Consider the following 13,477-nt stretch of genomic DNA (forward strand, 5'->3'; position numbering starts at 1 on the left):
AGGTGCAGCTCGGCGCCGAGCGGCCGCTGGTGATGCCCGAGGAGGAGCGCAGGCGCACGGCCTATCACGAGAGCGGGCACGCCCTGCTCGGCATGCTCCAGCCCGGCGCCGACCCCGTCCGCAAGATCACGATCGTGCCGCGCGGGCGCGCGCTGGGCGTGACGCTCTCGACCCCGGACTCCGACAAGTACGCCTACACCGAGGACTACCTCCGTGGGCGCATCATCGGCGCCCTGGGAGGCATGGCCGCCGAACACGTCGTCTACGGAGTCATTACCACCGGCGCGGAGAACGACCTGGAGCAGGTCACCAACATCGCCCGCGGCATGGTCGCCCGCTGGGGGATGAGCGAGCGGGTCGGCCGACTCTCCGCACTGCCGAACGACGCCCAGCAGGCGTACGGTCTGGCGGCCGCCCCGGAGACCCTCGACACGATCGACGGCGAGATGCGGCGCATCGTGGACGAGTGCTACGAGAGCGCCTGCCGGCAGCTGCGCGACCACCGCGACCAGCTGGACGCCCTGTCCGCCGCGCTGCTGGAGAACGAGACGCTGGAGGAGGCGGAGGCGTACCGGATCGCGGGCATCACTCGGCTGACCAAGAGCGGCTGACGTGTCTGCCGTGCCTCTGACGTCTCTGTCGTGTCTGTCGTGCTTCTACGGAGAGGGCTGATACAATCCGCCTCTCCGGAGAGGGCCGACACATATCCCCGTGTCTCCCTACGGGGTACGCGCGATCAAGTACCGGAAGACGTTCGGCATCCACACCGTTCCGTCCCTGCGCCGATGCGGATGCAGCGCCTCCGTGAGCTCCTTGTCGACCTGCGCCGGATCCGTCGCCCGCGCCGCCGCGTCGAACAGCCCCGTCGAGAGCAGCCCGCGTGCCGCGCTCTCCACGTCCGCGTACCCGAAGGGGCATGCGACCCGGCCCGACCCGTCCGGCTTGAGCCCCGCCCGGTGGGCGACCACCTCCAGATCGTCCCGGAGTGCGGGGCGCCAGCTGCCCGTGCTCCGGAGCGGTTCGGCGAGCTTCGTCGCCACCCTCAACACGGACGAGGTCGCGCAGCGCTCCGGAGGACCCCAGCCGGCGAGGACCACTGGAGTGCCGTGCCCGGCGAGCGGGGCCGCAGCCTCCAGCAGGCCGGACAGCCCTTCGGAGTCGCCCGCCATGCAGCCGATCGGCTGGAAGGCAGTGATGAGGTTGTACGCGGGCAGGTCCGGGTCCGTCGCGTCCGCGGGGCCGCCTGCCACCAGGCGGGCGGCGCCGCGCGTGCGTGCGTCTCCGGTGGACTCCGGCAGCAGGCGTTCACGCGCGAGAGCGAGGCGTTCGGGCTGCGACGGGTCGACGCCGGTGACCGCGGCACCCCGTGAGGCCGCCATCAGCAGCGCCAGTCCGGAACCGCAGCCGAGGCCGAGGAGCCGGGTGCCGTCGCCCACTTCGAGCCGTTCGTACACCGCTTCATAGAGCGGGACCAGCATCCGTTCCTGGATTTCCGCCCAGTCACGCGCGCGTGCACACAGATCCACACGGGGCGCTGCGCCCGCGCGGGGGGAGTGCGACTGCACGAGTGTTGGTGTCATCGAATGCGCCCCAATCAGCCGAGAGTTAGTGCCGTGACGTAATCCAATGGTTCGTCCGCCCCCGTGCCGTGCGCTCGCACTCCCCCCGTATGTCAGAGAACTCCGCATCCGACGCGGAGTCCAGGGGTTGTGGGCCAATGCTTGCGTTCCACCGTCGTGCGACCCCCGCGATAATCGTGCGCGCTCTCCGCAGGCCCGCCCCTACCATGCGCGCCATGGCCAAGACACCCGTGCTCACGCCCCAGGCGGACGACTTTCCCCGCTGGTACCAGGACCTGATCAACAAGGCCGAGCTGGCCGACAACGGCCCGGTGCGCGGCACCATGGTGATCCGACCGTACGGCTACGGGCTGTGGGAGCGGATGCAGCAGGACATGGACGCCCGCATCAAGGCGACGGGTACCCAGAACGCGTACTTCCCCCTCCTCATCCCGCAGTCGTACCTCACCAGGGAGGCGGAGCACGTCGAGGGCTTCGCGCCGGAACTCGCCGTCGTCACGCACGGCGGCGGCAAGGAACTGGAGGAGCCGGTCGTCGTCCGCCCCACTTCGGAGACGATCGTCAACGAGTACTTCTCCAAGTGGGTGCAGAGCTACCGCGACCTGCCGCTCCTCATCAACCAGTGGGCCAACGTGGTCCGCTGGGAGATGCGCCCGCGCCTGTTCCTGCGGACGTCGGAATTCCTCTGGCAGGAGGGCCACACCGCGCACGCGACGTACGAAGAAGCCCGCGACTTCGCCGCCCGCATCCACCGCCACGTCTACGGGGACTTCATGCGCGACGTCCTCGCCATGGACTTCGTGCTCGGCCGCAAGACGGCCAAGGAGCGCTTCGCCGGTGCCATCAACACCCTCACCCTCGAAGGCATGATGGCCGACGGCAAGGCCCTCCAGCTCGGCACCAGCCACGAGCTCGGCCAGAACTTCGCCAAGGCCTTCGACACCCGGTACCTGTCCAAGGAGGGTCGGCAGGAACTCGTCTGGCAGACCTCCTGGGGCAGCACGACACGCATGATCGGCGCGCTGGCGATGATGCACGGCGACGACGACGGCCTGCGCGTGCCGCCCCGCCTCGCGCCCGTCCAGGCCGTCGTCCTCGCCATCAAGGGCGACGACGCCGTACTCGCCAAGGTCCACGAGATCGGCGACACCCTGCGGGCCCACGGCCTCCGCGTCCGGGTCGACGACCGCACGGACACCCCCTTCGGGAGGCGCGCCGTGGACTGGGAGCTCAAGGGCGTCCCGGTCCGCGTCGAGGTGGGCCCCCGCGACCTGGAGAACGGCACCGCGATGCTGGTCCGCCGCATCGTGGGCAAGCACGGTCCCGGCGGCAAGGAGCCGGTCGCGATCGACGCCCTCGCCGCCCTGCTGCCCACCCTCCTCGAAGAGGACCAGGCGCTGCTCCTGACCCAGGCCCGCGCCCGCCGTGAGTCCCGCACCTCGGACGTCCGCACCGTCGACGAGGCCGTGGAGGCCACCGCCGCAGGCGGCTGGGCACGCGTCCCGTGGGCCGTGCTCGGCGAAGAAGGCGAGGCCAGGCTGGCCGAGCACTCGGTGACCGTACGGTGTCTGGTCACGGAGGACGGGGCGGTGCCGGACGCCGATGAGACCCCGGGTAACGTCGCTCTCGTGGCCCGCTCCTACTGAGGAGGGCGCCCTCGGTACCGAAGCGCTCGATCGCGGCTCGTATCCCCGCCCAGGTCACTCGGGCCCCGGCGCCAAGCATCGCGCTACGCGCCGGGGCGTACGCGCCACTACGTACCGGCTTGGTGCAAGCTGTGAGGCTTCTCCGCAGATCAGCGCACCCGCCCTCGTCCGGACGCATCAACGGCAACTGACGGGTACGTGCAAATTATTTGGGATGCCCCGGAATGGAACCCCCAGGGCCCCCGGCTCGTTGTTCACGACGTGAGCACGACACCACCTGTTCTCGCCGCAGAGCTGGCACAGGCGTGGGCCGACATTCAGCGGCACCACCCCGAGCTGCCCGACCTTGCCGCGCCCGAATCCCTGATCGGAGAGTCGTCGTCCGCCTGCGGCGCCGAGCTCTCCTTCGAGCGACTGCTTCACGAGGCAGTCCATGGCATCGCCGCCTCGCGCGGCGTACGCGACACCTCACGTGCCGGCCGCTATCACAACCGCAGATTCCTCGCGATCGCCGAGGAGCTGGGCCTGGACCACCCCGAGGAGCCACACCCGAGCAGCGGCTTCTCGCTGGTCACGCTCAACCCCGAGGCAAAGAAGCGCTATCGCCCGACGATGGACCGACTCCAGCGGGCCCTGAAGGCGCACACCGCGGCGACGACGGCGGACACCGCGCGCAGCTTCCGGGGACCGGCCGCCCGGCACGGCTCCTCCGGCGGCGGTGTGCGCGTGAAGGCCGTCTGCGACTGCGGGCGCAACGTCCGCGTCGTGCCCTCCGTGCTCGCCCAGGCGCCGATCATGTGCGGCGGCTGCGGCAAGCCGTTCCGGATCCCGGAAGGGGTCGCAGTGGGCGTGGGCTGAGCTGGAGCGGGGCGCCCGGTGCGGGTGCGGGCGCCCCGCCGACGTATGGCACAATGGCTAGCTGTACTCGACAGTCGCATAGGACCCCTCTCTCCTCCGGCTGACGCGTCCATCGGGCACTCGAGTACCGCAACCCCACGCGGCATCACCGTTGTGCCCACCCACGTCAAGACCAGGAGACACCACTCCCGTGGCAGTCAAGATCAAGCTGAAGCGTCTGGGCAAGATCCGTTCGCCTCACTACCGCATCGTCGTCGCCGACTCCCGTACCCGCCGTGACGGCCGGGCCATCGAGGAGATCGGTCTGTACCACCCGGTGCAGAACCCCTCGCGCATCGAGGTCAACTCGGAGCGTGCCCAGTACTGGCTGTCCGTCGGCGCCCAGCCGACCGAGCCGGTCATGGCCATCCTGAAGCTCACCGGTGACTGGCAGAAGCACAAGGGCCTGCCCGCCCCGGCGCCGCTGAAGGTTGCCGAGCCCAAGGACAAGCGCGCTGCGTTCGAGGCCTTCACCAAGGGTCTCGAGGGCGACGACGCCAAGGGCGAGGCCATCACCCAGAAGGCCAAGAAGTCCGACAAGAAGGCGGACGAGGCTGACGCCACGTCCACCGAGTCGACCGAGGCCTGAGCATGCTCGAGGAGGCTCTCGAGCACCTCGTGAAGGGCATCGTCGACAACCCCGACGACGTGCAGGTCGCCTCGCGCAACCTGCGCCGCGGGCGCGTCCTCGAGGTCCGGGTTCACCCCGACGACCTCGGCAAGGTGATCGGCCGTAACGGCCGCACCGCACGCGCTCTGCGCACCGTCGTGGGCGCAATCGGCGGCCGCGGTGTCCGCGTCGACCTCGTCGACGTGGACCAGGTTCGCTGAACCGGGTTCGCAGAACCACAGCAGCACCGGCTCGGGCCGGGGAGGGCTTCAGGGCCTTCCCCGGCCCGTAGTCGTGGATGAGGAGAAACGCAGTGCAGTTGGTAGTCGCCCGTATCGGCCGTGCCCACGGCATCAAGGGTGAGGTCACCGTCGAGGTCCGCACCGACGAGCCCGAGCTGCGGCTCGGCCCCGGCGCCGTGCTCGCCACCGACCCCGCCGCCACAGGGCCGCTGACCATCGAGTCCGGCCGGGTGCACAGCGGCCGCCTCCTCCTGCGCTTCGAGGGCGTGCGCGACCGCACGGGCGCCGAGGCCCTGCGCAACACCCTTCTGATCGCCGAGGTGGACCCGGAAGAGCTCCCCGAGGAAGAGGACGAGTTCTACGACCACCAGCTGATGGACCTCGACGTCGTCACCCAGGACGGCCAGGAAGTCGGCCGGATCACCGAGATCTCGCACCTGCCCTCGCAGGACCTCTTCATCGTGGAGCGGCCCGACGGCAGCGAGGTGATGATCCCCTTCGTCCAGGAGATCGTCGTCGAGATCGACCTGGAGGAGCAGAAGGCCGTCATCGACCCGCCGCCCGGGCTGATCGACGACCGCGCCGAGATCGCCTCCACGCGGGACGAGGCGTAATGCGGCTCGACGTCGTCACGATCTTCCCCGAGTACCTGGAGCCCCTGAACGTCTCCCTCGTGGGCAAGGCACGCGCGCGTGGGCAGCTCGACGTCCATGTGCACGACCTGAGGGAGTGGACGTACGACCGGCACAACACGGTCGACGACACCCCCTACGGCGGCGGCCCCGGCATGGTCATGAAGACCGACCCCTGGGGCGCGGCCCTCGACGACGTGCTCGCCGACGGGTACGAGAACGGGGCCCACGGACCCGTCCTGGTCGTCCCCACGCCCAGCGGCCGTCCCTTCACCCAGGAACTCGCCGTGGAGCTCTCCGAGCGCCCCTGGCTGGTCTTCACGCCCGCGCGCTACGAAGGCATCGACCGCCGCGTCACGGACGAGTACGCGACCCGCATGCCCGTCTACGAGGTCTCCATCGGCGACTACGTCCTCGCGGGCGGGGAAGCCGCCGTCCTGGTCGTCACCGAGGCCGTGGCCCGGCTCCTGCCCGGTGTCCTCGGCAATGCCGAGTCCCACCAGGACGACTCCTTCGCCCCCGGAGCCATGGCCAACCTCCTGGAAGGCCCGGTGTACACCAAGCCTCCCCAGTGGCGCGGACACGGCATCCCCGACGTCCTGCTCAGCGGGCACCACGGCAAGATCGCCCGCTGGCGGCGGGACGAGGCGCTCCGGCGCACGACCCGCAACAGGCCCGATCTCATTGAGCGTTGCGACCCGAAGGCCTTCGACAAGAAGGACCGCGAGATGCTCTCGATCCTGGGGTGGCGGCCGGGGCCGGACGGCCGATTTGGGCGAGACCCCGAGGCCGTGGAAGAATAGACCGCTGCTGTACGTCCAGCGTGCGCCCCTGCCACAGGGGGAACGACGCCCGCCCGACGCGATCAGCTACCGAAACCTCATCACCACGTTCCGCTGATGACCTGTGGCATCAGTGAAGAAAGCAGACGATCATGGCTAACCTGCTCGACTCCGTCGACAGCGCGTCGCTGCGCAGCGACATCCCGGCCTTCCGCCCGGGTGACACCGTCAACGTCCACGTCCGCGTCATCGAGGGCAACCGCTCCCGTGTGCAGCAGTTCAAGGGCGTAGTCATCCGTCGCCAGGGTGCCGGCGTGCGCGAGACCTTCACGGTCCGCAAGGTCTCCTTCTCCGTCGGCGTCGAGCGCACCTTCCCGGTGCACACCCCGATCGTCGAGAAGATCGAGCTCGTCACCCGCGGTGACGTGCGTCGCGCGAAGCTGTACTACCTCCGTGACCTGCGCGGCAAGGCCGCGAAGATCAAGGAGAAGCGCGAGAGCTGAGCTCCCGCGCGGGTCCACAGCGGGGCCGGATAGCATCTGGCCCCGATGGACACCGAAGCACAGCACACGGAGCGCGACCGCTCCTCCACATCCTCCGATTCCGGAGACGTCCCGCACGTCGCCGAAGCATCCGAGGAGACGGAGGAACGGTCGCGCTCCGTTTTTGCATGGCTCGTCGACCGGCTGCCGGGAGGCGGGCTCACCCTGACGTTCCTGCTGTGCATCGGAGCCCTGCTCCTGGTCAGCGCCTTCGTGGTGCAGCCCTTCCAGATCCCGAGCGGCTCCATGGAGCCCGCGTTCCGCTCCGGGGACCGGGTACTCGTCAACAAGTTGGCGTACCGTTTCGGTTCCGAGCCGCAGCGGGGTGACGCGGTCGTCTTCGACGGACGCGGTTACTTCGGAGAGGCCGACTACATCAAGCGGGTCGTGGGCACAGGGGGAGACCGGGTGGTCTGCTGCGACAAGCGGGGGAGGGTCGAGGTGAACGGCGAGCCGATCGACGAGCCGTACCTGTACCCGGGGGACGTGGCCTCCCGGGTGCCCTTCGACGTCGTCGTCCCCGAGGACAGCCTCTTCCTCCTCGGCGATCACCGCAGCGACTCCCGTGACTCCCGCGACCATCTGGGGCAGCCCGGCGGCGGCATGATCCCCGTCGACGCGGTCATCGGCAGGGCCGACTGGATCGCCTGGCCGGTCGGCCGCTGGACGTCCCTGGAGCGCCCCGACAGCTACGCGCGCGTGCCTGCACCGGGCGGCGCGCATGGGTAGCCGCGGCCGCACGCGCGGCGCCGGCCACCGGGTCGACACCCGGCTGCCCACGGGATCCCGGCCGACCGACGGCCCCGTCCTGCCGGGCCGGGCCGAGCGGCGCAAGCTCGCGAAGAAGGTCAAGCGGCGCAGGCAGCGCTCGGCGATCAAGGAGATACCCCTCCTCATAGGCGTGGCGCTGCTGATAGCCCTCGTCCTGAAGACCTTCCTGGTGCAGGCCTTCGTGATCCCCTCGGGATCCATGGAGCAGACGATCCGGGTCGGTGACCGGGTCCTGGTCGACAAGCTCACCCCCTGGTTCGGATCGAAGCCGGAGCGCGGCGACGTCGTCGTCTTCAAGGACCCAGGCAGCTGGCTCGAAGAGGAGCAGGGCAAGAAGAAGGACGACCCGGTGGTCGTCAAGCAGCTCAAGGAAGGCCTGACCCAGATCGGCCTGCTGCCGTCGGACAGCGAGCGGGACCTCATCAAGCGCGTGGTCGGCGTCGGCGGCGACACCGTGAAGTGCTGCGACAAGAACGACAAGGTCACCGTCAACGGCGTGCCGCTGGACGAGCCCTACATCAACCCGGGAGACAAGCCTTCCGCCTTCGAGTTCGAGGTGAAGGTCCCCGAGGGGCGCCTGTTCATGATGGGTGACCACCGGAGCGACTCGGCCGACTCCCGCTTCCACCGCACCGAGAAGTTCAGCGGCACGATCTCCGAGGACCAGGTGGTGGGACGCGCCATGGTCATCGCCTGGCCCTTCGGCCACTGGCGCAAGCTGGAGGCACCGGACACATATGCGTCAGTTCCCGACGCGCGTGCGCGATCGGACATCGCCACAGGAGCGTCGCATAGGCTGACCCCTGACGATCGATACGGATTGATCCGGCTCCCGACCCCTGCGGAACTCCCGCTCGTTATGGGAGTGGTGGGCCTGCATCGCATCTGGGGCAGGCGGCGGCACGGACTGAGGAGTGGATGTGGGGGATTTGGCGGTCGGCGCACGATCCGGACACGAGGGGCCCGAAGACCGGCCGGGACGATCCGGCGAGCCGGGCGTCGACGCCGTCGCGGACGGTACGACCCCCGGGAGTGACGCCGTGGGCGGCGACGGCGACGGCGGCGCGACGCGCGAGCAGGAACCCGAGCAGCCGAAGAAGAAGCACCGGTCCTTCTGGAAGGAGCTTCCGCTCCTCGTCGGTATCGCACTGGTTCTGGCGCTGCTCATCAAGACCTTCCTGGTCCAGGCGTTCTCGATCCCGTCGGACTCGATGCAGAACACGCTGCAGCAGGGCGACCGCGTCCTGGTCGACAAGCTGACGCCGTGGTTCGGTTCCGAGCCCGAGCGCGGCGAAGTCGTCGTCTTCAGGGACCCCGGTCACTGGCTGGACGGCGAGCCCACGCCCGACCCGAACGCGATCCAGCGGGTCCTCGGCTGGGTCGGCCTGATGCCGTCCGCCGACGAGAAGGACCTCATCAAGCGCGTCATCGGCGTCGGCGGCGACACGGTGGAGTGCAAGGGCACCGGCCCGGTGAAGGTCAACGGCAAGGCGCTGAACGAGCCGTATGTGTTCGCGGGCAACACCCCCTGCAGCGTCGACGACCAGGGCGGCCAGTTCAAGGTGACCGTCCCCAAGGGCAAAATCTGGGTCATGGGTGACCACCGGCAGAACTCGCTGGACTCCCGCTACCACCAGAAGCAGCCCGGCGGCGGCGCCGTCCCCGTGGACAACGTCGTGGGACGCGCCATCGTGATCGCCTGGCCGCCCACCCGCTGGGCGACGCTGCCCAAGCCCGACACCTTCGACCAGCCGGGCATCAACGCGCTCTCCAGCGCTGCCCCGGGCGTCCTCGGTGTCGCGGGTGCCGTGCCGCTGGTGCTGTGGCGCAGGCGTCGTCTCACGGTGGCTGCCGCGCGCGCCGCGAGGGTTTCTGGCGGCAGTACCGCCGGGTAGGGTGCCGTCCCAGATCGCCGATCTTCCGCCGTCCGTACGCACGGGCGGCGGGGTCGTCTCCGGAACAGGGGAGCACTGGGATGAGCAGGACACAACGGACGAACGAGGGCCGCGGACGGCTCGGCAGCGTGCTGTCGGGCGTCGCCGTGGCCCTCGGCTGTGTGCTCTTCCTCGGAGGGTTCGTCTGGGGCGCTTTCCTGTACCAGCCGTACACCGTCCCCACCGGGTCGATGACGCCGACGATCGGCTCGGGCGACCGCGTGCTCGCGCAGCGGATCGACGGCGACGAGGTGCGCCGTGGCGACGTCGTCGTCTTCGAGCAGTCCACCTGGGGCGACCTGCCCATGGTCAAGCGCGTCGTCGGCGTGGGCGGCGACAGGATCGCCTGCTGCAAGGACGGCAAGCTGACCGTCAACGGCAAGGAAGTCGCAGAACCGTATCTTCCCGAGGGCAAGGGTGCCGCGGCCACCGGCATCCCCACCACGACGGTCCCCAAGGGGCGGCTCTTCCTGCTCGGCGACGAGCGCAGCGGTTCGCTGGACTCCAGCGTGCACCTGGGCGACGGGGAGCACGGTTCGGTGCCGCGTGACGCGGTGCAGGCGCGGGTCGACGCGGTGGCCTGGCCGATGGGCAAGTTCGGCATGCTGGAGCGGCCCGACGGCTTCGCGGAGATGCCGGGCGGCATCTCCGAGCCAGGACCGCTGCGCATGATGGTGATCGCGATCGTGGTGGGCATGGTCCTCGTCCTGGGCGGCGCGGCCTACGGGCCGGTGGCCAAGCGGATGGGCCGCCGACGGGCCGGTGGACGTACGCAGGAGATCGCGGGTGTCGGCTGATCTGCGCAGGGTCGCGCGGGTGATCCTGCTCGACCCGGACGACCGCATCCTGCTGCTGCACGGCTACGAGCCGGAGGACGCGTCGAACGACTGGTGGTTCACGCCGGGCGGCGGCCTGGAGGGCGACGAGACGCGGGAGCAGGCGGCCCTGCGCGAGCTGCGGGAAGAGACGGGTATCACCGAGGTCGAGCTCGGCCCTGTCCTGTGGCGGCGCGTCTGCTCGTTCCCGTTCGCCGGGCGGCGCTGGGACCAGGACGAGTGGTACTACCTGGCGCGTACGTCGCAGACCGCGATCGTCGCCGAAGGCCTCACGGAGCTGGAAAGACGCAGTGTCGACGGAGCACGTTGGTGGACGTGCCGAGAACTGACCGAGGCTCATGAGACGGTGTATCCGACCAGGCTCGCCGAGCTGCTTCGCAAACTGCTCGACGAGGGGCCCCCGGAAAGGCCCGAGATCCTCGACACGGAAATCGTGTAGGGGCTCGCGGGGCTGACGCACAATAGGGGGACGCACGGCTGAAGGGGAACATGCCATGAGCGCCGAGGACCTCGAGAAGTACGAGACCGAGATGGAGCTGAAGCTCTACCGGGAGTACCGCGATGTCGTCGGGCTGTTCAAATACGTGATCGAGACCGAGCGTCGCTTCTACCTCACCAATGACTACGAGATGCAGGTGCACTCGGTTCAGGGCGAGGTCTTCTTCGAGGTCTCCATGGCGGACGCCTGGGTGTGGGACATGTATCGCCCCGCTCGCTTCGTTAAGCAGGTACGTGTGCTCACGTTCAAGGACGTGAACATCGAGGAGCTCAACAAGAGCGATCTCGAGCTGCCGGGCAGCTGAGCGGCGGCGCGGGCCCGGCCCGGCACGGCGAAGTTCACTCCCAGGGGTGGCGGAGTTTTCCACAACCGGTGAGTAGTGCACCAAGATCCAATAGGTGCGGGCTGAACCGTGACTGTGGGTGCCGGAGGTGGTGCCGACATGAACGCACGGGGAGCACTCGGCAGGTACGGCGAAGACCTGGCCGCCCGACGGCTGGTCGAGGCGGGGATGGCGGTCCTGGAGCGCAATTGGCGCGCGGGCCGGACCGGTGAGATCGACATCGTGGCGATGGACGGCGAGACCCTCGTCGTCTGCGAGGTCAAGACGCGCAGAGGGGGCCGGGGCGGCTCCGCTCCCTTCGAGCATCCGATGGCGGCCGTCGGCCGCACCAAGGCGGAGCGGCTGCGAAGGCTCGCCGAGCGCTGGATCGAGGAGTGCGGCGGCCCACCGCCGGGCGGCGTCCGCATCGACCTGGTCGGAGTCCTCGTCCCGCGGCGCGGCGTTCCCGTGGTCGAGCACGCGCGGGGGGTGGCCTGATGGGCTTCGCGCGCACGTGTGCGGTGGCGCTGGTCGGCGTCGAGGGCGTGGTCGTCGAGGTGCAGGCCGATCTGGAGCCCGGGGTCGCGGCCTTCACGCTGGTGGGGTTGCCGGACAAGAGCCTCACCGAGAGCCGTGACCGGGTCAGGGCGGCCGTGGTCAATTCCGGCGGCGAGTGGCCGCAGAAGAAGCTCACGGTCGGGCTGAGCCCGGCGTCGGTGCCGAAAGGCGGCAGCGGTTTCGATCTTGCTGTCGCCTGTGCCGTCCTCGGGGCGGCGGAGCGGATCGACCCACGGGTCCTCGCCGACATCGTGATGATCGGCGAGCTCGGACTCGACGGCCGGGTGCGGCCGGTCCTCGGGGTCCTGCCCGCGGTCCTCGCGGCGGCCGACGCGGGGTACGAACAGGTGGTCGTCCCGGAGTGCACGGCCGCGGAGGCCTCGCTGGTGCCGGGCATCTCGGTCCTCGGGGTGCGCAGCCTGCGCCAGCTCATCGCGGTGCTCACCGACGAGCCGGTGCCGGAGGAGGAGCCGGACGAGCCGGGGCGGCCCGATCCGCTGCTCGCCGGGCTCTGCGTGCCGGGCACCGGTGTCGGCACGGGCCTCGGCGGCGCCTTGGACGACGCCCACGCGCTCGACCTGGCCGACATCGTGGGACAGGCGGCGGCAAGAACCGCCGTCGAAGTGGCCGCCGCCGGCGCGCACCACCTCTTCCTGCAAGGACCACCGGGCGCGGGCAAGACCATGCTCGCGGAGCGGCTCCCGGCCGTCCTGCCCCGACTGACGCGGGAGGAGTCCCTGGAAGTGACGGCGGTCCACTCGGTGGCGGGCATACTGCCCCCGGGCCGACCGCTGGTGGACATCGCGCCGTACTGCGCGCCCCACCACTCCGCGACCATGCAGTCGCTGGTGGGCGGCGGCAAGGGGATCGCACGGCCGGGCGCGGTGTCGCTCGCCCATCGAGGGGTGCTCTTCCTCGACGAGGCGCCCGAATTCAGCAGCAAGACCCTGGACTCGCTGCGCCAGCCCCTGGAATCGGGGCACGTGGTCATCGCGCGCAGTGCGGGAGTGGTGCGGCTGCCCGCGAAGTTCCTGATGGTGCTCGCGGCCAACCCCTGCCCCTGTGGTCGGCACACACTGCTGGGCGACGGCTGCGAGTGCCCGGCATCCGTCATCCGCCGCTATCAGGCCCGCCTGTCGGGCCCTCTGCTCGACCGCGTCGACCTGAAGGTCGAGGTCGAACCCGTCACCCGCTCCGAACTCGCCGGGTACGGCACACCGGGGGAGTCCACCCAGACCGTCGCCGACCGGGTGCGTGCCGCGCGGGAGAGAGCGGCCGCCCGCCTGGCCGGCACCGGATGGCGGACCAACAGCGAGGTCGCGGGGCATGCGCTGCGCACCCGCTGGCCCGCGGCGCCCGGCGCGTTGGACGTGGCCGAACTGGACCTGGAGCGAGGATTCCTGACGGCCCGGGGCCTGGACCGCGTCCTGCGGGTGGCCTGGACCGTCGCCGACCTGGCGGGGCACGACCGGCCCCGCGCCCAGGACGTCGCCCTCGCGCTGCAATTGCGCACGGGGGTCGCGCGAGGCGTGCCGATGACCATCGGGGCGCCCTCGTGAGCGCCGAGCCGCCGTCGGGCGAGGAGCGACTCGCCCGCGTCGCGTTGACGCGGGTCCTGGAGCCGGG

16 protein-coding genes and 1 pseudogene are annotated in these 13,477 nt (G+C 70.2%); 16 read left to right on the top strand and 1 reads right to left on the bottom strand.

Going from position 1 to position 13,477, the window contains the following annotated elements; all coding sequences use genetic code 11:
* Positions 1-611, top strand: a pseudogene (locus AOK03_RS32840) (ATP-dependent zinc metalloprotease FtsH); the annotation flags it as partial.
* Between the two features lie 108 nt (positions 612-719).
* Here the strand turns inward: AOK03_RS32840 and AOK03_RS32845 are convergent.
* The gene (locus AOK03_RS32845) at positions 720-1,580 is read right to left on the bottom strand and encodes a class I SAM-dependent methyltransferase (protein ID WP_079075102.1); all 861 of its coding nucleotides are present in this window, start codon (positions 1,578-1,580) and stop codon (positions 720-722) included.
* Positions 1,581-1,795: 215 nt separating this feature from the next.
* On the opposite strand from AOK03_RS32845, the gene proS reads away from it, so the two are divergent.
* The 15 genes from proS (at position 1,796) to AOK03_RS32920 (ending at position 13,410) form a co-directional block, all read left to right on the top strand.
* Positions 1,796-3,226, top strand: a complete 1,431-nt coding sequence (gene proS, locus AOK03_RS32850) for a proline--tRNA ligase (protein ID WP_055569045.1) — start codon at positions 1,796-1,798, stop codon at positions 3,224-3,226.
* 261 nt (positions 3,227-3,487) lie between these two features.
* The gene (locus AOK03_RS32855; RefSeq protein WP_055569034.1) at positions 3,488-4,084 is read left to right on the top strand and encodes a hypothetical protein; all 597 of its coding nucleotides are present in this window, start codon (positions 3,488-3,490) and stop codon (positions 4,082-4,084) included.
* A gap of 190 nt (positions 4,085-4,274) precedes the next feature.
* Complete coding sequence (rpsP, locus tag AOK03_RS32860) at positions 4,275-4,712, top strand: 30S ribosomal protein S16 (protein ID WP_055569035.1); 438 nt, start codon at positions 4,275-4,277, stop codon at positions 4,710-4,712.
* Between the two features lie 2 nt (positions 4,713-4,714).
* Positions 4,715-4,954 carry an RNA-binding protein gene (locus AOK03_RS32865; RefSeq protein WP_014176063.1) on the top strand — a complete coding sequence of 80 codons (240 nt, stop codon included), beginning with the start codon at positions 4,715-4,717 and terminating at the stop codon, positions 4,952-4,954.
* A gap of 92 nt (positions 4,955-5,046) precedes the next feature.
* Positions 5,047-5,589, top strand: a complete 543-nt coding sequence (rimM, locus tag AOK03_RS32870) for a ribosome maturation factor RimM (protein ID WP_055569036.1) — start codon at positions 5,047-5,049, stop codon at positions 5,587-5,589.
* Positions 5,589-6,410 (top strand): tRNA (guanosine(37)-N1)-methyltransferase TrmD, encoded by an 822-nt coding sequence (trmD, locus tag AOK03_RS32875; RefSeq protein ID WP_055569037.1) that lies wholly within the window; start codon positions 5,589-5,591, stop codon positions 6,408-6,410. The genes rimM and trmD overlap by 1 nt, the downstream gene beginning before the upstream one ends.
* A 131-nt stretch (positions 6,411-6,541) precedes the next feature.
* The gene (rplS, locus tag AOK03_RS32880; protein ID WP_055569038.1) at positions 6,542-6,892 is read left to right on the top strand and encodes a 50S ribosomal protein L19; all 351 of its coding nucleotides are present in this window, start codon (positions 6,542-6,544) and stop codon (positions 6,890-6,892) included.
* Positions 6,893-6,937: 45 nt separating this feature from the next.
* Positions 6,938-7,660, top strand: a complete 723-nt coding sequence (gene lepB / locus AOK03_RS32885; protein ID WP_055569039.1) for a signal peptidase I — start codon at positions 6,938-6,940, stop codon at positions 7,658-7,660.
* A complete protein-coding gene (gene lepB, locus AOK03_RS32890) occupies positions 7,653-8,738 on the top strand; it encodes a signal peptidase I (RefSeq protein ID WP_055569040.1) in 1,086 nt (361 codons plus the stop codon). Before lepB (AOK03_RS32885) ends, lepB (AOK03_RS32890) begins: the two co-directional genes overlap by 8 nt.
* Complete coding sequence (gene lepB / locus AOK03_RS32895) at positions 8,623-9,597, top strand: signal peptidase I (protein ID WP_157869143.1); 975 nt, start codon at positions 8,623-8,625, stop codon at positions 9,595-9,597. The genes lepB (AOK03_RS32890) and lepB (AOK03_RS32895) overlap by 116 nt, the downstream gene beginning before the upstream one ends.
* 80 nt (positions 9,598-9,677) lie before the next feature.
* On the top strand, positions 9,678-10,433 hold the full coding sequence (gene lepB, locus AOK03_RS32900; protein ID WP_055569041.1) for a signal peptidase I: 756 nt from the start codon (positions 9,678-9,680) through the stop codon (positions 10,431-10,433).
* Entirely contained in the window at positions 10,423-10,911 is a 489-nt protein-coding gene (locus AOK03_RS32905; RefSeq protein WP_244177844.1) for an NUDIX hydrolase, read from the top strand. Before lepB (AOK03_RS32900) ends, AOK03_RS32905 begins: the two co-directional genes overlap by 11 nt.
* Positions 10,912-10,966: 55 nt before the next feature.
* Entirely contained in the window at positions 10,967-11,275 is a 309-nt protein-coding gene (locus tag AOK03_RS32910; RefSeq protein WP_005311352.1) for a DUF2469 domain-containing protein, read from the top strand.
* 108 nt (positions 11,276-11,383) lie between these two features.
* Positions 11,384-11,791, top strand: a complete 408-nt coding sequence (locus tag AOK03_RS32915) for a YraN family protein (protein ID WP_079075104.1) — start codon at positions 11,384-11,386, stop codon at positions 11,789-11,791.
* Complete coding sequence (locus tag AOK03_RS32920) at positions 11,791-13,410, top strand: YifB family Mg chelatase-like AAA ATPase (protein ID WP_055569044.1); 1,620 nt, start codon at positions 11,791-11,793, stop codon at positions 13,408-13,410. The genes AOK03_RS32915 and AOK03_RS32920 overlap by 1 nt, the downstream gene beginning before the upstream one ends.
* The last annotated feature ends 67 nt before the right edge of the window (positions 13,411-13,477 follow it).

Origin of the sequence: Streptomyces atriruber (genome assembly GCF_001418325.1) — a bacterium.
In the GTDB taxonomy this organism is placed as follows: domain Bacteria; phylum Actinomycetota; class Actinomycetes; order Streptomycetales; family Streptomycetaceae; genus Streptomyces; species Streptomyces atriruber.